Here is a 20,489-nt window from a genome sequence, read left to right as displayed (position 1 = left end):
TACACTTGGCAGGAAAAAATAAGTTTTATTACCTATTCTTTTCAACAAAACACTTTGACTATTTGTTGTAAAGTCATACATTTGCAATGTTGCATAAGCAACCAAATAAAAGTCAGCATCAGCAATGAAAAGAATTTCAAGTTTACTCTTACTGCTCGGCACGGCATTCAGCTGTTATGCCCAACAGATACTCACTCTGGACAGCTGCCGGGCATTGGCCTTGGCCAACAACAAAGAGCTCCGGATTTCACAGGAGAAAGTGAATGCCGCCCACTACGAGAAAAAAGCAGCATTCACTAATTATCTGCCTAAGATTGACTTGGCAGGAGGGTACATGCGTACACAAAAAGAAATATCCCTGCTCAGTGATGCCCAAAAGCAAACCATCGGCAATTTAGGAACAAACGTCGGAGGACAACTGCAACAAGGTATGCAGTCTGCAGAATTTCAGGCCGCCATGCAGCAACTTGCAGCCTCCAACCCCGGATTGGCAGCAGGACTGCAAGGTCTTCTACCTGGAGCCGTAGCCGGATTGACAGATGGATTAAACAGTATCGGACAAAGCTTGGTAGATGCCTTCCACACCGACACACGAAATCTGACTGTGGGAGCAGCCACGCTTACTCAACCCATTTTTATGGGAGGAAAAATTATTGCTTACAACAAGATTACCAAATATGCAGAGCGGTTAGCTGAATCACAGCACGCTACCGGAATGCAGGATTTAATCCTACAGACAGATCAGGCCTACTGGCAAATCATTTCACTTGTCAACAAAAAGAAATTGGCAGAAAACTTCTTGCAATTGGTACAGAAACTGGATTCAGATGTGGACAAGATGATTCAGGAAGGGGTGGCCACGAAAGCCGATGGATTAAGTGTCAAGGTGAAAGTCAACGAAGCTGAAATGATGCTTACGCAAGTAGACAATGGATTAAGTCTGTCGAAAATGCTGCTCTGCCAGCTATGCGGACTCCCGCTGGATACCCCACTTCGACTGGCTGACGAAGACATGCAAGATCTTCCGCTTCCCAATACCTATACGGAAGCCAACGTCAGTACGGCACTCAGCAACCGGGAAGAACTCAAAAGTTTGGAACTGGCTTCCGAAATATACCGTCAAAAAGTAAATGTAATCCGGGCTGATTTCCTGCCTTCCGTAGCACTGACAGCCAATTACCTGGTGACGAACCCTTCACTTGTCAATGGGTTTGAGAATAAATTCCGCGGCATGTGGGCAGCAGGAATTATTGTAAAAATACCAGTATTCCACTGGGGAGAAGGTATATATAAGGTCAAAGCCGCCAAGGCAGAAGCAAACATAGCCCGCTACAAACTGGAAGATACCAAAGAAAAAGTTGAACTTCAAGTAACCCAAAACTCTTATAAAGTAAACGAATCGACCAAGAAACTGGCCATGGCTGAAAAAAACATGGAAAAAGCAGAAGAAAACCTGCGATACGCCAACTTGGGATTTAAAGAAGGAGTAATTCCGACAAGCAACGTACTGGAAGCACAAACTGCATGGTTCTCTGCTCAAGCAGGGAAAATAGACGCACAGATAGACGTCAAGATGAATGAACTTTATTTAAACAAATCAATGGGAATTTTAAAATAACACAGAATATGGAAAAGACTCAACGCAACAATATCATGCTGGCATTCTTCACACTGTTAGCCGTTATCGTCATCGTCAGCATTATCGGGTTCTTCACCTTAGGAAAGGGCCCTGAAATCATTCAAGGGCAAGCAGAAGCTACAGAATACCGAGTATCCAGCAAAGTGCCGGGACGTATTCTGAAATTTTTTGTCAGCGAAGGTGATAAGGTTAAAGCCGGAGATACACTGGCCATCCTGGAAGCACCCGACGTAATGGCTAAGTTATCGCAAGCGCAGGCAGCAGAAGAGGCAGCCCAGGCTTTAAACGAAAAGGCTCTCCGCGGCACGAGAAGCGAACAACTGCAAGCTGCGTATGAAATGTGGCAGAAAGCCAAAGCCGGACTGGAGATTGCTGAAAAATCTTACAACCGGGTCAACCGCCTGTATGAAGAAGGAGTGATGAGTGCTCAAAAGAGAGACGAAGCCAAAGCCCAGTTCGATGCTATGAAAGCTACCGAAAGGGCAGCTCACGCACAATACACAATGGCCCAAAACGGAGCTCAGCGGGAAGACAAAGCCATGGCTGCAGCTCAAGTACAACGCGCTAAGGGAGCCGTAGCCGAAGTATCTTCTTACGTATCGGAAACGTATCTCACAGCCTCAGCCGATGGGGAAGTGTCTGAAATTTTCCCCAAAGTAGGTGAATTGGTAGGAACAGGAGCCCCTATCATGAACGTGGCTCAACTGAACGATATGTGGGTTACATTTAATGTACGTGAAGATTTCCTGAAAGACTTTTCCGTAGGAAACAAGATAAAGGCCTATGTCCCGGCTTTGGAAAAAGACGTGGAATTTCAGGTTACGGTCATGAAAGACCTCGGAACTTATGCCGCCTGGAAGGCCACAAAAACAACCGGACAATTCGACCTTAAAACATTTGAAGTAAAAGCAAAACCCGTAACACCTGTTGACAACCTGCGCCCAGGCATGTCTGCCATCATTGAAAAATAAAGATTATGTCGCCAGCCACTTATAAATGTTTTCTGAACGTGGTGCGGCGGGAAATCTACCGCATTGCCACCAAGCCGATGTACTTGTTCTGCATGATCATCGCGCCGGTATTCTGTTTTCTGTTCTTCACTACCCTGATGGAAAACGGACTACCTACAAATCTGCCGGCAGGCGTGGTGGACCTCGACAACACCGCAACTACACGCAGTATCATACGCAACCTGGATGCCTTTCAGCAAACCCAGATTGTGGCCCATTATCCTAGCGTGACAGAAGCCCGACAGGCCGTTCAACGAGGAGAAATCTACTCCTTTTATTACATACCCAAAGGCACAACGGAAGCAGCCTTATCTGGAAGACAGCCCAAGGTTTCTTTTTACATCAATTATTCTTACCTGATAGCAGGATCTCTACTCTACAAAGACCAACGGACAATGTCGGAACTGGCCTCTGCCGCTGTAGGACAAGCTACTTTGCTGGGCAAAGGAGCCACAGAAGACCAGGCTGTAGCTTTCTTACAGCCTGTCGTCATATCCACACATGCCTTGAACAACCCTTGGCTGAACTATTCGGTATACTTGTGCAACACCTTGTTTCCAGGTATCCTGATGCTGCTTATTTTCCTGACTACTGTATACACTATCGGTACAGAATTGAAGGAGAACACCTCTAAGGAACTCATGAAAATGGCTGATAATTCCATTGTGACGGCACTGACCGGAAAATTATTTCCCCAAACAGTCACTTTTTTTATTATGGCCACTTTTTACAATGTATACCTGTACGGCTTCCTGCACTACCCATGCCACAGCGGCATTTTTCCCATGCTGATGGCTGGCCTGCTACTAGTACTGGCTTCTCAGGCTTTCGGCGTATTTCTCTTCGGTCTGTTCGGTTCTCTCCGCCTGGCCCTGAGTGCCGCCTCCTTGTGGGGAGTCATTTCGTTCTCCATATCCGGATTCACTTTCCCGGTTATGGCCATGCATCCTACCCTTCAAGCTCTGTCGGTTTTATTCCCGCTGCGCCATTATTTTCTGATTTATGTAAACCTGGCACTCAACGGCTATCCGGTAATTTATGCATGGCATGCTATCATAGCTCTGCTGCTGTTCATGCTGTTGCCTTTCTTCTATCTCAAAAAGATACGAACCGCCATGCTGCATTATGTTTACATACCTTAACCCTTTAGGACTCATGAAAAAAGAATCGTTGAAACAAACCATACGTCAAGGTATCTCGGGACTCTTTCATATCTGTACTCAAGAACTGAAGGCTGTGTTCAAAGATCAGGGAGTACTGATTTTTTTCCTGCTAGTACCACTGGCCTATCCGCTGGTATACGCATTTATCTACACCAATGAAGTGGTGCGGGAAGTACCAGCAGCCGTCATCGATCACAGCAATTCGGCCATCAGCCGCGAATTTGTCCGACATATTGACGCAAGTGCAGACGTACATATCCAGTCATACTGCGCAGATATGGAAGAAGCCAAGACTCTGCTAAAAGAAACAAAAGTCTACGGAATCATCTATATTCCAGAGAGTTTCAGCAAAGACATTGCCTCAGGAAAACAGACCACTGTCAGTGTTTTCTGTGACATGAGTGGCATGCTGTACTACAAAGCGCTCGTATTGGCCAGCACCAATGCATCCCTGGCCCTGAATAAAAACATCCAAATCAAACGTCTGGGCAATACGACTGAACGACAAGATGAAATCAGTACAGCCCCTATTGAATATGAAGATATCTCATTGTTTAACCCACAGGATGGATTTGCCAGTTTTCTATTGCCTGCCGTACTGATGTTGATTATACAACAGACTTTACTGCTGGGTGTAGGACTTTCTGCCGGAACTGCCCGAGAAAACAACCGATTCAAAGATCTCGTCCCCATTACCCGACAATATCAGGGCACTCTTCGTATCGTATTGGGAAAATCTTTTGCTTATTTTCTCATCTATGCACTTGTAGCAGCCTATATTCTGTGCCTGGTTCCCAAACTATTCAGTCTGGTACAGATTGCCCAGCCAGCTACCCTACTGGCTTTCGTTGTTCCCTATATTTTGGCATGTATATTCTTTGCCATGACATGTTCCATTTTCATTCACCACAGAGAATCATGCTTGATGATTTATGTATTCACTTCCGTACCACTCCTGTTTATTTCCGGAATCTCATGGCCTGGAGCCTCTGTACCCGTTTTCTGGAAAGTCTTTTCCTGGCTTTTCCCATCGACTTTCGGCATTAACGGATTTGTCCGAATCAATAACATGGGAGCCACACTGCCCGAGGTATTGTTCGAATACCGAGCACTCTGGTTACAAACAGGAATATACTTCCTTACCACTTGTATGGTCTACCGTCGACAGATTATATTGAGCCGTCGACATGCCATCGAACGCTTACGCATGTTCCGGTTACGGAAACTGGCTACAAAAACTTCCAAATAAGTATAGTTCAAACATATTATATCCGGACTTGCCACTCCAAGCAAGCCCGGATTATTTATCTTTATTAACACCTCTCTACGAGTGAATCCACTAGATTACTTGTAGCTTTGCAAATATTTATAAACTAGCTTATGAAACGTCTTTTTCATATACTTTTTTGGATTGCAATTCTTCAGGTGTCAATATGCCAGTTAGGTGCTTCTTCATGGGAAAATAAGACACAGCATTTTCGCATTACCGTACTGAATTCGGGAGGAGACCCTCAGCAAGGTATCATCCTAAAGGTACTGGGATACAGCACCGAATATGTCAGTGACGAACAAGGACTGATTGATTTTGAACAAACGGTAGAAAATAATTATACACGTACAGCCAGTCTCTATCTCCCCACAGATAAAAACAGGGTAGTCAAAACAATCCGCTTGGATGAATCAGCCCAAGATACGATTCTCCGGATAGACCGACCGGAAGACTTGGCTAAATACAAACAAAGCGGAAAAACATTTCCGGTCAACGGAGTCGTAATGGAAGGAAATAAACCTATCCCCCATGCGGAAATCAGTATTCAAGGAACAGGAAGACATACCTTTTCAGACCCGCACGGGGCATTCAGCATCGATGCGGATTATAGCCACATGGTCATGATCCGAGCTGAAAAAATGGAAAACAAGTACCTCGACATCGAGAGCTTTCTCAGCCGTCCAGACCAACCTTTGGAGATACGGATGACACGAAAGGGAGCCGACCGTATCTACAATGCAGTAGAAACGATGCCGGAATACCCAGGAGGGATGAAAGCGTTTTTCAATTACATTAAAAGAAAAGCACACACAACCGAACTGGCTGAAAAAACGAAAAAAGAAGGAGCGGTCATGATTCAGTTTGTGGTAGAAAAAGACGGCAGCATTACCTCTCCCAGTATCGTCAGAGGATTGGATGCCCGACTGGATACAGCAGCTTTAGACGCCATCAGAGTTATGCCCGATTGGATACCGGCAAAAGACCATGGCATCAACGTACGCTGCAAATATTCGGTTCCGGTTCCGTTCAAGCGTCCGAAACCGACTCCTCCATCCCGGCCTACTACTCCTGCAAAGAAAACGGAACAAACTCCTAAGGACAGTCTGCGCACGCACATGGCTCCTTCAGATTCACTGAAAACAGACTCTCTTCCAATCATGAAACCGTTGACCGTAGACTCGTTGAAGATGGATTCATTGAAGACAGACACTACGCTTGTGGCTAAAAGTGACACCCTCACTAACAAACAGTCGGTACAAACCGCCCCATCGGCAGAAGCTACAGAAGTCAAGCCTAAAAAGCGGAACTTCCTGGTACGCTTTTTCCGCTGGCTGTTCGGCATAAAGGATAAAGAGACCCCAATAGAGACACCTCAGGAAGAGAGCGTGAAGGCAGTTCACGAAGGTAAGCAGCCTGCCGCTAATAAAGAATAGAATCAAACTTAATAAGACCGGTTATGAAAAAACTTTTCGTACTTTTTTTGACACTGATGTGCCTGATGAACTTACAGGCACAGAAAGTCACCCTGCAAGATGTGGCCAACGGTACCTATCGGGCACAAAGCATACAGGGGCTGAAACCGATGCTGGATGGTGAACATTACACCCAAATCAGCAAAGACCACAAACGCATCGTAAAATATTCCTTCAAGACAGGTAAGGAAGTAGAAGCCATCTTCGATGTGACCAAAGCCAGAAACTGTGAACTCAAGCGTTTTGACGACTATATCATGTCGCCAGACGAAAGCCTGATATTGATACAGACAGAGACCCAACCGATATACAGACGTTCTTTTACCGCAGTGTATTATCTTTACAATGTAAAAAACCGTACACTTGAGCCACTTTCCAATAACGGGCCGCAACAGGTACCTTTGTTCTCACCCGACAGCCATCAGATAGCTTTTGTACGAAATAACAATATTTACCTGATTAAACTTCTTTTCGGTAACAGTGAATCACAGGTCACTAAAGACGGAGAATACAACAAAGTGCTTAATGGCATTCCCGACTGGGTATACGAGGAAGAATTCGCATTCAATCGAGCTTTCGACTTTAGTGCAGACAGCCGTATGATTGCCTACATACGTTTCGATGAAAGCCGTGTTCCAATGTATTCTTTCCAATGGTACAAAGGCATGGCACCCGAAAAGACAGCTTATGCCACCTACCCCGGAAGTTATGATTACAAATATCCTAAATCAGGAGCAGTCAACTCCAAAGTAAGTGTACATACATTCGATATCAAAAGTCATGTCACACGCAAAATGGAATTGCCAATAGACTCTGACGGGTACGTTCCACGTATCAAATTTACGGATGACCCTGAAAAACTGGCAATCATGACATTAAACCGCCATCAGAACCGTTTTGACCTGTATATGGCCAATCCTCGTAGTGCTGTCTGCAAAGTGGCAGTACGCGATGAAGCTGAACAATACATCAAGGAACAAGCCTATTCAAACATAGCCTTCTATCCGGAAAACATGGTTATGATGAGTGAACGTGACGGATATAACCATCTCTATCTGTACACTATTGGAGGGAACTTGGTTAAACAGATTACCAAAGGAAAATTCGAGGTTAAAGAATTTCTGGGATGGGATCAGAAAGCCAATGTGTTCTACTATACAAGTAATGAAGAAAGTCCGCTACGTACTGCTGTCTATAAGATTGACGGAAAAGGAAAAAAGACAAAACTTTCCACACGGACAGGAACCAACAATGCTTTATTCAGCAAAAACTTGAATTACTATATCAACACTTATTCCAGTGCACAGACACCGACCCTCATCACTTTGAATAACAACAAGGGACAGGAAATGGTGACCTTGCTCGACAACAAGGAGCTGAAGAACAAAATAAGCCAACTTAACATGCCGACAAAAGAGTTTTTCACTTTCAAGACCAGCGAAGGTGTAGAACTGAACGGATGGATGATGAAGCCTGCCAATTTCAACCCTTCCAAGAAATACCCTGTCATTATGCTCCAATACAGTGGTCCCGGCTCACAACAAGTATTGGACAAGTGGGGCATCGGAAGCTTTGGCGATGGTGGTATGTTCGAAGCCGTGATGTGTGACAAAGGTTACATCATGGTATGCGTAGATGGACGAGGTACAGGAGGACGTGGAGCTGCATTTGAAAAGTGTACCTACCTTTCTATTGGTCTCAAAGAAGCCGCCGACCAAGCTGAAACAGCCAAATACCTGTCTACTCTTTCCTACGTGGACGGAAGCCGGATTGGCATCTGGGGATGGAGCTACGGAGGATACAACACGCTGATGTCTATGAGTGAAGGCTCAGGAGCATTTAAAGCCGGAGTAGCGATTGCAGCTCCTACCGACTGGCGATTCTATGATACGGTCTACACCGAACGTTTCATGCGTACTCCAAAAGAAAATGGAGACGGATATCGTGCCTCTTCAGCCATCAATCACGTAGCTGCACTGAAAGGAAAATTACTGCTCATTCACGGCAGCGCAGACGATAACGTGCATTTCCAGAACTTTATGGAATATAATGAAGCATTGGTACAAGCCAACATTCAGTTTGAAACACAAATCTATACGAACCGCAATCACGGCATTTCAGGAGGAAATACACGTAACCACCTTATGAACCGCGTCGTAAATTTCTTCCTGCAAAATCTATAATATCCCTACATAGGTGACATCAGAATGCATATAATTCTGGTGTCACCTTTTTATACAAACTTATTTCTCATAGCTATGACACACATTAAAAAGCCTGAATGGCTGAAAATCCAAATTGGGACCAATGCCCGATACACAGAAACCAAACGCATTGTCGATACGCACAAGTTGCATACCATTTGTAGCAGCGGACGTTGTCCGAACCTGGGAGAATGCTGGGGAAAAGGAACCGCCACATTCATGATTGGAGGAGACATCTGCACACGTGCCTGTAAATTCTGCAATACGCTTAGTGGAAAACCTCTCCCTCTGGATCCGGAGGAACCAGAAAGAGTGGCCCAGTCCATCCAATTAATGAAACTAAATCATGCAGTCATCACATCTGTCGACCGGGATGACCTCCCCGACCTAGGGGCCTCTCATTGGGCTGCTACCCTTCAAGCCATTCGAAAAGTCTGTCCAGGAACGACCATCGAAGCCTTGATTCCCGACTTTCAAGGACATAAAGAATGGTTACAACAAGTAATAGACACACGCCCAGACATTCTGTCACACAACCTGGAAACAGTGAGACGCATCAGCCCCTTGGTACGAAGTGTTGCCAACTATGATACCAGTCTGGCCGTCATTCGGCAAATCGCAGCAAACGGATTGAAAGCCAAGTCGGGAATCATGGTAGGACTGGGAGAAACACCACAAGAAGTAGAACAGACGATGGATGATTTACTGGAAAACGGCTGCAAGATTCTCACCATCGGACAATACCTGCAACCAAGTGCCAAACATTATCCGGTGGCCGAATACATCCACCCAATGCAATTCCTGGAGTACAAAAAAACAGGCGAAAAGAAAGGATTTGAGATTGTTGAAAGTGGCCCGCTGGTACGTTCGTCTTACCATGCTGAAAAACATCTGAGGAAAATGTGAACAATTTAGTTTTTCCAATTGTTCAAATTTTAACAACAGGTGCTATTCTACTATGAATTTATTTCTTAAATACAAAGACAAAATTGTGTCATTCGGACTACTTCCTATCATTATCACACTGATAGGGATTCATCTTTTTCCTACCACCACCATGCTGGGCATAGGACTTGCAATCAGCATTGCAGGATTGCTTTATGATATTTTCCGATTGAAAGGGCTCAATTTCTTTTTGTTACAAGGAACCATCGGTATCGGCATCTGTTTTCTCCTCAGACTGTTCACAGGTTATGAATATATTCCTCAAAACAGCCTGACTCCGACGCTGGAATTCATGTTACTGGTATGTGCCTTCATCCATGTAACAGCCCCGGAAATGTATCGGAATTTTCTCAAGAAATTCCATCTGAATTTCACGTTTTCCTATCTGCTGGAAGCTAGGCTCATTGTCGTCTTGTCCAGCATTCACTTGATTGTACTTTTCTTTTTATACAAACAGCTCGCCCCTTTCTCTCCGGAGAACCATTTTGTGATTGTCTACCTAATTCCGACACTCATCTATGTACTCTGTCTGATAATCAATATCGTGGGCATACAAGTGGCCGCCACCCAATCGCCTCAGGAGCAACATATCATTCGAATCATTCCTATCTGCAACGGAAAAGTTTACCTAACTTCACGGTCAGACAATAATCAGATATGGGATGCCCCCATTATCTCTCTGTTTGAAGGACCGCTGAGAAAAAGTCAGAAACATGCCAAACTCATTGTAAAAAGATGCCAGAAACAGATGGAAGTGAACTTTCCTCACAGAGTGTTATATCCTCGGCTTATCCTCAGTTACCGAATGCAAGGCATAATTCCTTGTTTTATTCAGCTATACATTCTCCCCATCAGCAAAGAAAATGATTTTATCTTACCTGAAGGCCGCTTCTTCTCATGCGAAGAAATCAAACTGGCCCCGGAATCGTTCAGTGAAGAGCTAAGAATGGAACATGAACGATTACAAATGGTAGCACAGATTTGGAAGGAGTTCAAATAAAAGAATCATTTATATATCAAGAATATACAAGGAATCTTATTTAATTCCGGTAAATGTCCTTTCCAGTCTTTTACGCTCCTGGTTTTGATGTATTCTCCCTCACATGTAATATTGGCAGCAATGCAGAGTTTGGTTTGCGGACGGCAAGTCTTCAATATCTCTTCCAGCATCTTTTGATTCCGATAAGGCGTTTCGATAAACAACTGAGTCTGGTTCTCTGCATATACCCGAGTCTCCAATTCTTTCAGCCGCTTGGTACGATCTGCCGGATCAATCGGCAAATAGCCATGAAAAGCAAAACTTTGTCCGTTGAATCCAGAGCCCATAACTGACAAAATAATAGAAGATGGTCCTACCAAAGGTACTACTTTCAAGTTACGACGCTGCGCAATAGCCACTACATCCGCTCCTGGATCGGCCACCGCAGGACAGCCTGCTTCAGAAATAACTCCCATAGAACATCCCTCTTGCAAAGGCTTCAAATAACCAGAGATATCTTCAGGAGAAGTATGTTTGTTCAAAGTATAAAAAGTCAATTCATCAATGCAAATTGCAGAATCTACCTTTTTAAGAAAACGACGTGCCGAACGCACATCTTCTACAATAAAATATTTTATTCCCGAAATAATCTCACGGTTGTATGCCGGCAACACCTTTTCTATAGGCGTATCCCCTAAAGTAACAGGCAACAAATACAATGCAACTTCCATAAAGAATTGTCAAGTCAGTTAATTCAATTCGTTCTTAATCAGCGTGTCATCCACATGCTCCAGTAAATTCTTCAGACTTATTTCCGGATGTTCTTTCATAAATCTGTCCACCGCTTTCATTCCCAGCCATATCCCCAAAGAAGGAGGTACCTTGTCATCTTCAAACAACGGTTTTACATTGGAAGAAACATACGAACGAATCACCATCGGATCGGTTGTTTCAGCATAATGATTCTCTCTTATTTCCTTCCATAATTGCTTTTCATGTTCCTCACACCATTCTACCTCTTCCTCCGTATAACCCAAAGCAATCTCACCAGACACATCTCCATCCAATATGGCTTCTACTGCCCAAGCAATTTTTCCACGATACAGTAAAATGTCCATCAAAGCACGGTGCCCTTCTTCCCATGAAAAAGGATATTGCCCCAACAGATAAAAAGTAAAACAATCCGATACAATATATTCCGAAGACATAGAACGGCGCTGATTCACATAATAAAATCGCTTATAAAGGGGATATTCACTTCCCATATACTTGTCAAGGCTGATACCTAACACACTATCTCCCACTACTACAGACTGATTCAATGCAGAGATTTGTGCATATACCTTCGGAACAGGTAATTCTGGAATCTCTTTCTTCAATACCCTGAACCCTTTTGTCAGTTCCTTTTCCCAACGACTCATATCCTTGAATTTCTGTTCTGCATCATCCATCAGGTGAACAAGCACAGAATCAGCATAATATCCGCATAAACGTTCATAAATATCAGGAGCATCTACCGCTCCCAATTCCAGTACGTCTTCTATCAACAAACGAGTTTCCTGAGCAAATTCAGTTCTCATCCGTTGTAAAGCGAAAAAATTGTTTTGCACGGAAGATTCATACTGAAGACGGTCGTATCGTGCTATCTTTATTTCCTCAAAAGAAAAATCGCCCTCCTGCTCATCAGAATGACAAGCAGAAAAGACGATTATACTCAGTAATATAAAGATAAATCGATACATTTAATGATTATCCGTAAATAATATTACCATTGGCATCCTTATATTCATCCAATCCTTTTTCATAAGTAGCCATGGCTCTCAAACTCATACCCACGCTAGAGAAACCACCATCGTGGAACAAGTTCTGCATAGTTACCTTACGAGTCAGATCAGAGAACATTACGATACAGTAATCCGCACATTCATCAGCCGATGCATTTCCCAAAGGAGACATCCGGTTGGCAAAGTCGAACAACTTGTCCATACCTTTCACACCCGAACCGGCAGTAGTCATGGTCGGTGACTGAGAAATCGTATTGATACGTACATGATGTTCACGACCGTAAATATAACCGAAACTACGGGCAATAGATTCCAATAACGCTTTGGCATCGGCCATATCATTGTAACCATAGAACGTACGCTGCGCAGCTACATAGCTCAAAGCCAAAATAGAACCATATTCGTTGATGGCATCCAACTTCTTGGCAGACTGAATCATTTTATGGAATGATACAGCAGATATATCCAATGTTTTTGCCAGCATGTCATAGTCCAAATCATCGTATGTACGTTTCTTGCGAACATTTGGAGACATACCAATTGAATGAAGCACAAAGTCAATCTTACCGCCCAATACTTCCATTGAACGCTTGAATACATTTTCCAAATCTTCTACGCAGGTAGCATCAGCGGGAATCACTTCACAGTTCAACTTTTCCGCCAAAGCAGATACCTGCCCCATACGTACTGCTACAGGGGTATTAGATAGTGTGATAATAGCACCTTCTTCTACAGCCTTTTCAGCTACTTTCCATGCGATAGACTGTTCATTCAGTGCACCAAAAATAATACCTCTTTTTCCTTTCAGCAAATTATAACTCATATTGTTTTCAATTATAAATTTGGGGCAAAGATACAAACTTTATTTACATTATTTACATTTATCAGTTCAAATTATCCAATCAGATAGTATTATACTCAGTTTTTCACTTATAAAATCAAAAAATACAAGTTTATGTCCACAAGAAAGTTTATTTTTGCATACTGAATAAAAAAAGGTTTTTCATAATATTATTTAGGTTAGGATTAGATGTATTATTCTCCTGCATGCCCTCTGTGAAGACCGAATGTTCAGGTGGATAATAAAAAACAGCCTTGGCAAGTAAAACTTCCGCCAAGGCTGTTTTTCTAATTTATAATCTAAGAATCAGTTATCTTTTACTTCCCATCCCAATGCACTGGCACCTAATACAGCCGCATCTGCATCTTTTAACTGAGAGAGCAACAATTTGGTTTTTCCAGCATAAATCTTCAGGATGTTTTCATCAATTGCCTTCTGAATCGGTTTCATGATGTAATCGCCCGACTTAGCCAAACCACCGAACAGAATAATGGCCTCCGGACTGGAGAAAGCTATAAAGTTGGCCAAAGCCTCTCCCAAAATACGTCCTGTATATTCAAAGATATCCTGTGCCAGTTTATCGCCTTTCACTGCAGCATCGTATACATCTTTCGACTGGATTTCATCTGCAGGTACGTTACGCAACAAACTCGGTTCCGTACGCTGTACCAGGAATTCACGGGCTGTACGGGCCACTCCGGTAGCCGAACAATAGGTTTCCAAACAACCTTTACGTCCGCAACCACATGAACGGCCGTTACGGTCCACAATTACGTGTCCCAATTCACCGGCAAAGCCATCATGACCGTAAACCAACTGTCCGTTGACTACAATACCACTTCCGACACCGGTACCCAAGGTAATCATGATAAAATCTTTCATACCGCGAGCCGCACCATACGTCATCTCTCCGATGGCAGCTGCATTGGCGTCGTTTGTCAACGCAGTAGGGATTCCCAGCTGCTCCTCAAACATAGATGCCAACGGAATAATTCCTTTCCACGGAAGGTTCGGAGCAAACTCAATGGTTCCACTGTAATAGTTACCATTCGGCGCACCAACCCCCATACCTTTTATCTTTTCAGCTCCACCAAACTGAGACAGCAAAGGAAGGAGTTTTTTACATACAGCTTCTACATATTCTTCGATGTTTTCATATTGCTGAGTTTTGACAGAATCAGAAGCCAGCACGTTACCACGTGAGTCAACCACACCAAAAACAGTGTTTGTTCCGCCAATATCCATACCTACTACATAAGGTTTTTCCATGTTTATTGCCATGACATTTCTTTATTTAGGGTTAATTATCTACGGACAAAAGTAAATAATCAGTAAAAACAGAACAAATTTTTCACCTACTATTTTTGAGAACGTATCACTTTTTCTACATTTGTGCAATACGATTAAAAATCAATTAACACAAACCAAATGATACTTTTAAAAAACATTCACAAAACCTACTACAACGGCACTCCCCTTCATGTACTCAAAGGCATAGACCTGCATATTAAAAAAGGAGAATTTGTCTCCATCATGGGTGCCTCCGGTTCCGGAAAATCTACCTTGTTGAACATTCTCGGGATATTGGACAACTACGATTCCGGCGAGTATTACCTGAACAATGTCCTTATCCGGAACTTAAGTGAAACCAAAGCCGCTGAGTACCGCAACCGGATGATCGGCTTCATCTTCCAGTCATTCAACCTCATTTCGTTCAAAAACGCCATGGAGAATGTGGCTCTCCCTCTTTTCTACCAGGGTGTCAGCCGAAAGAAACGAAACCTGCTGGCCATGGAATACTTAGACAAGCTGGGACTGAAAGAATGGGCTCATCACCTCCCTAACGAACTGTCGGGCGGGCAAAAACAGCGTGTAGCCATCGCACGGGCACTAATTTCCAAACCGGAAATCATCCTGGCCGACGAACCGACCGGAGCACTCGACAGCAAGACTTCGGTGGAAGTTATGAACATCCTGAAAGAACTGCACGACCAAGAGGGACTGACCATCGTCGTAGTCACCCACGAAAGTGGAGTGGCCAACCAAACCAATAAAATCATCCACATCAAAGACGGACTGATAGAACGCATAGAAGACAATATCGACCACCATGCCTCTCCGTTCGGACAAAACGGATTCATGAAATAACCTAGCGCTATGACAGAACTGATACAAGAAATCTACGGAACCATCATGCGCAACAAACTGCGCACTTTATTGACCGGTTTTTCCGTGGCATGGGGTATTTTCATGCTGATTGTACTCCTTGGAGCAGGCAACGGCCTCATCCATGCATTTGAGAACCAGTCGGAAGGGATGCTCATGAACTCCATGAAAATCTATCCGGGCATGACTTCAGAACCTTATAAAGGGATGAAAGAAGGGCGGAGCATTTACCTGAAAGAAAGCGACCGGGCACTGACGGGTTCTTCCTTCCCCGACCATATTTTAGAAACAGGTGCCACCGTCAGCAAGAGTGATGTCACCCTGACCTATGGCAAGGAGGCTCTCAGCATCGAGCTGGACGGGGTACTTCCCAATTATCCGTCCCTCGAAGCCATCAAGATAAAGGAAGGGCGCTTCATCAACAAACGCGACATAGAGGAAAAGCGAAAAGTCATTGTCCTCCATGAGAAGACGGTCAAGAACCTTTTCCCGCATACGGCTCCTATAGGAAAATACCTCAACGCACAAGGGGTTTCCTATCAGGTGGTGGGCATCTACAAAGACCAGAACAGTTTCTCTCCTTCGGCACTGGTACCTTTCACCACCCTGCAAACTATTTATCAGAAAGGAGACAGCATTGACAACATCACGTTCACAACCCAAGGATTGGCCAATGAAGCCTTGAACGAACAATTTGAAGCCGACTACCGCCGTACCTTAGGGCTGAAAAAACAATTCTCTCCTACCGATGACGGCGCCATCTGGATTTGGAACCGTTTCACCCAGTACCTCCAGCAACAAAGCGCGACGAAGATTCTGCATACTGCCATCTGGGTGATTGGTATCTTTACCTTACTGAGCGGCATCGTGGGAGTGAGCAACATCATGCTCATTACCGTCCGCGAACGGACCCACGAGTTCGGCATCCGCAAAGCACTGGGGGCCAAACCGATGTCCATCCTCTGGCTGATTATTTCGGAAAGTGTAGCCATCACCACCTTCTTCGGCTACATCGGCATGGTGGCGGGCATTGCCGTCACGGAATACATGAACCAAGTGGCCGGAAAACAGACCATGGACATGGGTGTCTTTTCCATGACCTTCTTCGAGAACCCCACGGTCGACCTCTCCATTGCCATTGAGGCGACCCTGACCTTAGTTATTGCCGGTACGCTGGCTGGACTTTTCCCGGCACGAAAAGCAGCCAGAATCCGACCCATTGAAGCACTTAGAGCAGATTAACCATGAGACGATTTGACTTAGATACATGGGAAGAAATTCTTCTCACCATCACTCGCAACAAAACCAGAAGTTTCCTGACGGCCTTCGGTATCTTCTGGGGGGTATTCATGCTGATTGCCCTGATGGGAGGGGCCAAAGGACTGCAACAGATGTTGTCCCGGCAATTTGAAGGCTTTGCCACCAACTCCGGTTTCCTGGGCGCCAACAAAACCAGCAAGGCTTATAAAGGATTCCAGCAGGGAAGATACTGGGATTTGGAAAACAAAGATGTAGAACGGGTCCGGAAACAAGTCAACGAGCTGGAAACCGTGACTGCCACCCTAGCCAAATGGGGCATCAATGCCATTTACAACGAGAATAAAATCTCAGGAACCCTGAAAGGCCTGTATCCCGAATACCAGAAGATTGAAGAACCCAACATCGTATTCGGACGTTTCATCAACGACATCGACATCCGCGACCAACGGAAAGTGTGTGTCATCGGGAAGCGTATCTACGAGAGCCTGTTCCCAGGAGGGGAAGACCCCTGCGGAAAGTTCATCGAGGTCAACGGCATTTACTACCGGATTATCGGGGTCAGCATGGCCGTAGGAAACATCTCCATCCAAGGACAGTCGGAGACCTCGGTCATCATCCCTTTCACCACCATGCAGCAGAACTACAACTTCGGCCAGAAAGTACAGCTCCTCTGTTATACGGCCCGTAAAGGCTATTCCATTGGAGAGGTAGAGAAGAAAGTGGAACAGGTGATTAAAAATGCCCATCTGATTCACCCCAACGACGGACAGGCTGTGATTCTGGTCAATGCGGAAGCTATGTTCAGCATGGTAGACAACTTGTTTTCGGGCATTAAGATTTTGGGCTGGATGGTCGGACTCGGTACCCTGCTGGCCGGTGCCATTGGAGTGAGCAACATCATGATGGTCACCGTCAAGGAACGGACTACTGAAATCGGTATCCGGCGTGCCATCGGTGCCCGCCCCAATGACATTCTATCACAGATTCTGTCGGAAAGCATGGTGCTGACCATTCTGGCAGGCATGGCCGGCATCACGTTTGCCGTGTTCCTGCTGAACCTGACAGAAATGGGTACTTCCACTCCTACTGCACCTACTGAGTTCCAGATTAGTTTTTGGGAAGCCATCGGTGCCTGTGCCCTCCTGCTCATATTAGGACTGCTGGCCGGACTGGCTCCTGCCTACCGGGCCATGAGCATCAAACCCATTGAAGCCATACGCGACGAATAAATAAAGCCACAAAACAAACAAAAAACCAAAGTTCATTATGAAAAAGTACATCAAGATCATCTCATTGGTGCTGATTGCACTGATTTTCATCGGAACCTTCGTGTTCCTGTATCAAAAATCACAGCCGAAAGACACGGCGTACGAAATTCTCCATTCACAGACCACGGATTTGGTGCAAACCACCGTAGCCACTGGAAAGATTGAACCGCGCGACGAAGTACAAATCAAGCCGCAAATTTCCGGCATCATTTCGGAAGTGTACAAGGAAGCCGGCGAAACGGTGAAAAAAGGTGAAATCATCGCCAAGGTCAAGGTCATCCCCGAACTGGGTTCCCTCAATTCGGCTGAAAGCCGTGTCCGTCTGGCTGAAATCAACGGACGACAGGCCGAAACGGATTTGGAACGCATGGAAAAACTCTATAAGAGCAAGCTGGTGAGCAGCGAAGAATACGAAAAGACGCTGCTGGCCGCCAAACAAGCCCGCGAAGAATTGCAGGCCGCCAAAGACAACCTGCAAATCGTAAAAGAAGGAATCACCAAGAGCAGTGCCTCCTTCAGCAGTACCCTGATTCGTTCTACCATCGACGGACTGATTCTAGACGTACCTATCAAAGTGGGTAACTCCGTCATCATGAGTAACACGTTCAACGACGGTACCACTATCGCCACCGTAGCCGATATGGGCGACCTCATCTTCCGTGGCAATGTGGACGAAACGGAAGTGGGACGTATCCGCGAAGGTATCCCCGTCAAAATCACGCTTGGCGCCTTGCAGAACATGAAATTCGATGCCGTACTGGAATACATTTCTCCGAAAAGCGTGGAAAACAACGGAGCCAACCAGTTTGAAATCAAGGCAGCCATCACCGTGCCCGACAGTGTGACCATCCGTTCCGGATACAGTGCCAATGCGGAAATCGAACTCCAGCGAGCCAACCACGCACTGACCGTACCGGAAAGTGCCATTGAGTTCAGTGGCGATTCTACCTTTGTCTATGTATTGACCGACAGTGTACCCACACAGAAATTTATCCGCCGCCAAGTACAGACCGGCATCAGTGACGGAGTAAATATCGAGATTAAGAGCGGGCTGAAACCCGATGAAGCTATTCGAGGACTCAAAAAAGAAATGTAAGCCATGAGAATCAACTTGAAACAACTGGCCGTACTGAGTTTCGGCCTGCTGGCCACAGGTGCCAGCCAAGCAGAGGAAGCATGGGACTTGACACGCTGCATCGAGTATGCCATCGCCCACAACCTGACCGTCAAGCAGCAGGAAGCCGCCCGCGACAAGAGCGCAGTGGAACTGAATACCGCCAAATGGAGCCGTCTGCCCGACCTGAACGGCAGTGCCTCCCACTCGTTCAACTTCGGACGAAGCTTGCAGTCTAACAACACCTACCAGAGTATCAATACCCAGAACACGGGCTTCAACCTGAGCACCAGTGTACCCTTGTTCACCGGCATGCAGATTCCGAATAACATTGCCCTTTCCAAACTGAACCTCCAAGCAGCCACGGAAGACTTGAACAAGGCCAAAGAGGATATCAGCATTCAGGTGACCTCGGCCTACCTGCAAGTGCTCTTCAACGAGGAACTGGTGAAAATAGCCCGGCAGCAAGTGGAACTGAGTCAGGAAATACTGACCCAGAAAGAAGCCTATTTCCAAAACGGGAAAGCCTCGGAAGCGGAATTGTACGAGGCCAAATCGCGCGTGGCACAAGACCAGCTTTCACTGGTACAGACCGAGAACGACTATCGCTTGTCCCTGCTCGATCTCAGCCAACTGCTGGAACTGCCTTCGCCGGATAATTTCCAGATTGTCAGTCCCGACATCCAGCCCGAACAACTGTTCGGAACGCTGACCTCTCCAACCGACATCTACAATCAGGCACTGCTCATCAAGCCTTCCATCAAGGCGGCACAGTATCGCTTGCAAGGCGCAGCCCGCAGCATCCGCATTGCCCAAAGCGCCTATTATCCCCAACTCAGTTTCGGTGCCGGTCTGGGTACCAGCTACTACAAAATGTCGGGCAGAGACAATGCCAGTTTCCATTCCCAGCTGAAGGACAATTTCAGCCAATACGTGGGACTTTCGCTGAGCATCCCCATCTTCAACCGACTGAGTACCCGTAACCGGGTCCGTACGGCACGCCTGGAACAAACCACCCTGAACTGGCAACTGGAGGAAAGTAAAAAGGCACTCTACAAAGAGATACAGCAAGCCTATTACAATGCCGTCAATGCGGAGAGCAAATACCAAAGCAGTCAGGTAGCCGACGAAGCGGCAGAAGCCTCCTTCAAGCTCATGAAAGAAAAATATACCAACGGAAAAGCCAACGCCACGGAATACAACGAAGCCCGCACCAACTGGATGAAAGCCGTGTCCGACTGTGTGCAGGCAAAATACGACTACCTGTTCCGTGCCAAAATTCTGGATTTCTACCAAGGCATTCCACTTACTTTAGAAAAGTAAGCCGCACTGATTTTCAACGAGTTACAAAACACCATAAAAACGCCTTTACGT

The 20,489-nt window shown here is 45.4% G+C and carries 17 protein-coding genes; 13 read left to right on the top strand and 4 right to left on the bottom strand.

Annotation, left to right across the window (positions count from 1 at the left end):
- The first annotated feature begins 124 nt into the window (after window positions 1-124).
- The 8 genes from OCV81_RS06320 (at window position 125) to OCV81_RS06285 (ending at window position 10,703) form a co-directional block, all read left to right on the top strand.
- Window positions 125-1,618, top strand: a complete 1,494-nt coding sequence (locus OCV81_RS06320) for a TolC family protein (protein WP_148329328.1) — start codon at window positions 125-127, stop codon at window positions 1,616-1,618.
- A gap of 8 nt (window positions 1,619-1,626) precedes the next feature.
- Window positions 1,627-2,610 carry an HlyD family secretion protein gene (locus tag OCV81_RS06315; protein WP_148329326.1) on the top strand — a complete coding sequence of 328 codons (984 nt, stop codon included), beginning with the start codon at window positions 1,627-1,629 and terminating at the stop codon, window positions 2,608-2,610.
- 5 nt (window positions 2,611-2,615) lie between these two features.
- Window positions 2,616-3,791 carry an ABC transporter permease gene (locus tag OCV81_RS06310; protein WP_148329324.1) on the top strand — a complete coding sequence of 392 codons (1,176 nt, stop codon included), beginning with the start codon at window positions 2,616-2,618 and terminating at the stop codon, window positions 3,789-3,791.
- Window positions 3,792-3,804: 13 nt separating this feature from the next.
- Window positions 3,805-5,061 (top strand): ABC transporter permease, encoded by a 1,257-nt coding sequence (locus tag OCV81_RS06305; protein WP_148329322.1) that lies wholly within the window; start codon window positions 3,805-3,807, stop codon window positions 5,059-5,061.
- A gap of 131 nt (window positions 5,062-5,192) precedes the next feature.
- Entirely contained in the window at window positions 5,193-6,515 is a 1,323-nt protein-coding gene (locus OCV81_RS06300; RefSeq protein WP_148329320.1) for an energy transducer TonB, read from the top strand.
- Window positions 6,516-6,538: 23 nt separating this feature from the next.
- The gene (locus tag OCV81_RS06295) at window positions 6,539-8,737 is read left to right on the top strand and encodes a S9 family peptidase (protein WP_148329318.1); all 2,199 of its coding nucleotides are present in this window, start codon (window positions 6,539-6,541) and stop codon (window positions 8,735-8,737) included.
- A gap of 75 nt (window positions 8,738-8,812) precedes the next feature.
- Window positions 8,813-9,664: a lipoyl synthase gene (lipA, locus tag OCV81_RS06290; protein ID WP_022354836.1), complete on the top strand. Its 852-nt coding sequence runs from the start codon at window positions 8,813-8,815 to the stop codon at window positions 9,662-9,664.
- 52 nt (window positions 9,665-9,716) lie between these two features.
- On the top strand, window positions 9,717-10,703 hold the full coding sequence (locus OCV81_RS06285) for a hypothetical protein (RefSeq protein ID WP_148329316.1): 987 nt from the start codon (window positions 9,717-9,719) through the stop codon (window positions 10,701-10,703).
- Between the two features lie 5 nt (window positions 10,704-10,708).
- Here the strand turns inward: OCV81_RS06285 and OCV81_RS06280 are convergent, their stop codons facing one another.
- The 4 genes from OCV81_RS06280 to OCV81_RS06265 all read right to left on the bottom strand — a co-directional run bounded on the left by OCV81_RS06280 (window position 10,709) and on the right by OCV81_RS06265 (window position 14,588).
- Window positions 10,709-11,413, bottom strand: coding sequence for an SAM-dependent methyltransferase (locus tag OCV81_RS06280; RefSeq protein WP_148329314.1), 705 nt, complete (start codon window positions 11,411-11,413; stop codon window positions 10,709-10,711).
- A gap of 18 nt (window positions 11,414-11,431) precedes the next feature.
- A complete protein-coding gene (locus OCV81_RS06275; protein ID WP_148329312.1) occupies window positions 11,432-12,424 on the bottom strand; it encodes a gliding motility protein GldB-related protein in 993 nt (330 codons plus the stop codon).
- Between the two features lie 7 nt (window positions 12,425-12,431).
- Window positions 12,432-13,289: an enoyl-ACP reductase FabI gene (locus OCV81_RS06270; protein WP_148329310.1), complete on the bottom strand. Its 858-nt coding sequence runs from the start codon at window positions 13,287-13,289 to the stop codon at window positions 12,432-12,434.
- Window positions 13,290-13,613: 324 nt separating this feature from the next.
- Window positions 13,614-14,588, bottom strand: coding sequence for an ROK family protein (locus tag OCV81_RS06265; RefSeq protein ID WP_148329308.1), 975 nt, complete (start codon window positions 14,586-14,588; stop codon window positions 13,614-13,616).
- Between the two features lie 147 nt (window positions 14,589-14,735).
- On the opposite strand from OCV81_RS06265, the gene OCV81_RS06260 reads away from it, so the two are divergent.
- The 5 genes from OCV81_RS06260 to OCV81_RS06240 are packed head-to-tail and all read left to right on the top strand — an operon-like array spanning window position 14,736 to window position 20,438.
- The gene (locus OCV81_RS06260; protein ID WP_148329306.1) at window positions 14,736-15,455 is read left to right on the top strand and encodes an ABC transporter ATP-binding protein; all 720 of its coding nucleotides are present in this window, start codon (window positions 14,736-14,738) and stop codon (window positions 15,453-15,455) included.
- A 9-nt stretch (window positions 15,456-15,464) separates the two neighbouring features.
- Window positions 15,465-16,715: an ABC transporter permease gene (locus OCV81_RS06255; protein ID WP_148329304.1), complete on the top strand. Its 1,251-nt coding sequence runs from the start codon at window positions 15,465-15,467 to the stop codon at window positions 16,713-16,715.
- Window positions 16,716-16,717: 2 nt separating this feature from the next.
- On the top strand, window positions 16,718-17,962 hold the full coding sequence (locus tag OCV81_RS06250) for an ABC transporter permease (protein WP_148329302.1): 1,245 nt from the start codon (window positions 16,718-16,720) through the stop codon (window positions 17,960-17,962).
- A gap of 37 nt (window positions 17,963-17,999) precedes the next feature.
- Entirely contained in the window at window positions 18,000-19,097 is a 1,098-nt protein-coding gene (locus tag OCV81_RS06245) for an efflux RND transporter periplasmic adaptor subunit (RefSeq protein WP_148329300.1), read from the top strand.
- Between the two features lie 3 nt (window positions 19,098-19,100).
- Window positions 19,101-20,438 (top strand): TolC family protein, encoded by a 1,338-nt coding sequence (locus OCV81_RS06240; RefSeq protein ID WP_148329298.1) that lies wholly within the window; start codon window positions 19,101-19,103, stop codon window positions 20,436-20,438.
- Window positions 20,439-20,489 lie beyond the last annotated feature (51 nt).

Source organism: Phocaeicola fibrisolvens (assembly GCF_025567125.1).
Lineage (GTDB): Bacteria > Bacteroidota > Bacteroidia > Bacteroidales > Bacteroidaceae > Phocaeicola > Phocaeicola fibrisolvens.
The sequence above is the reverse complement of the archived record's forward strand: the minus strand, read 5'-3'. Positions and strand labels throughout refer to the sequence as shown.

What these genes read in the sequence shown, in the direction of transcription:
- OCV81_RS06320 (WP_148329328.1), top strand. Translation starts at nt 125, where the DNA reads ATGAAAAGAATTTCAAGTTTACTCTTACTGCTCGGCACGGCATTCAGC.
- OCV81_RS06315 (WP_148329326.1), top strand. Translation starts at nt 1,627, where the DNA reads ATGGAAAAGACTCAACGCAACAATATCATGCTGGCATTCTTCACACTG.
- OCV81_RS06310 (WP_148329324.1), top strand. Translation starts at nt 2,616, where the DNA reads ATGTCGCCAGCCACTTATAAATGTTTTCTGAACGTGGTGCGGCGGGAA.
- OCV81_RS06305 (WP_148329322.1), top strand. Translation starts at nt 3,805, where the DNA reads ATGAAAAAAGAATCGTTGAAACAAACCATACGTCAAGGTATCTCGGGA.
- OCV81_RS06300 (WP_148329320.1), top strand. Translation starts at nt 5,193, where the DNA reads ATGAAACGTCTTTTTCATATACTTTTTTGGATTGCAATTCTTCAGGTG.
- OCV81_RS06295 (WP_148329318.1), top strand. Translation starts at nt 6,539, where the DNA reads ATGAAAAAACTTTTCGTACTTTTTTTGACACTGATGTGCCTGATGAAC.
- lipA (WP_022354836.1), top strand. Translation starts at nt 8,813, where the DNA reads ATGACACACATTAAAAAGCCTGAATGGCTGAAAATCCAAATTGGGACC.
- OCV81_RS06285 (WP_148329316.1), top strand. Translation starts at nt 9,717, where the DNA reads ATGAATTTATTTCTTAAATACAAAGACAAAATTGTGTCATTCGGACTA.
- OCV81_RS06280 (WP_148329314.1), bottom strand. Translation starts at nt 11,413, where the DNA reads ATGGAAGTTGCATTGTATTTGTTGCCTGTTACTTTAGGGGATACGCCT.
- OCV81_RS06275 (WP_148329312.1), bottom strand. Translation starts at nt 12,424, where the DNA reads ATGTATCGATTTATCTTTATATTACTGAGTATAATCGTCTTTTCTGCT.
- OCV81_RS06270 (WP_148329310.1), bottom strand. Translation starts at nt 13,289, where the DNA reads ATGAGTTATAATTTGCTGAAAGGAAAAAGAGGTATTATTTTTGGTGCA.
- OCV81_RS06265 (WP_148329308.1), bottom strand. Translation starts at nt 14,588, where the DNA reads ATGGCAATAAACATGGAAAAACCTTATGTAGTAGGTATGGATATTGGC.
- OCV81_RS06260 (WP_148329306.1), top strand. Translation starts at nt 14,736, where the DNA reads ATGATACTTTTAAAAAACATTCACAAAACCTACTACAACGGCACTCCC.
- OCV81_RS06255 (WP_148329304.1), top strand. Translation starts at nt 15,465, where the DNA reads ATGACAGAACTGATACAAGAAATCTACGGAACCATCATGCGCAACAAA.
- OCV81_RS06250 (WP_148329302.1), top strand. Translation starts at nt 16,718, where the DNA reads ATGAGACGATTTGACTTAGATACATGGGAAGAAATTCTTCTCACCATC.
- OCV81_RS06245 (WP_148329300.1), top strand. Translation starts at nt 18,000, where the DNA reads ATGAAAAAGTACATCAAGATCATCTCATTGGTGCTGATTGCACTGATT.
- OCV81_RS06240 (WP_148329298.1), top strand. Translation starts at nt 19,101, where the DNA reads ATGAGAATCAACTTGAAACAACTGGCCGTACTGAGTTTCGGCCTGCTG.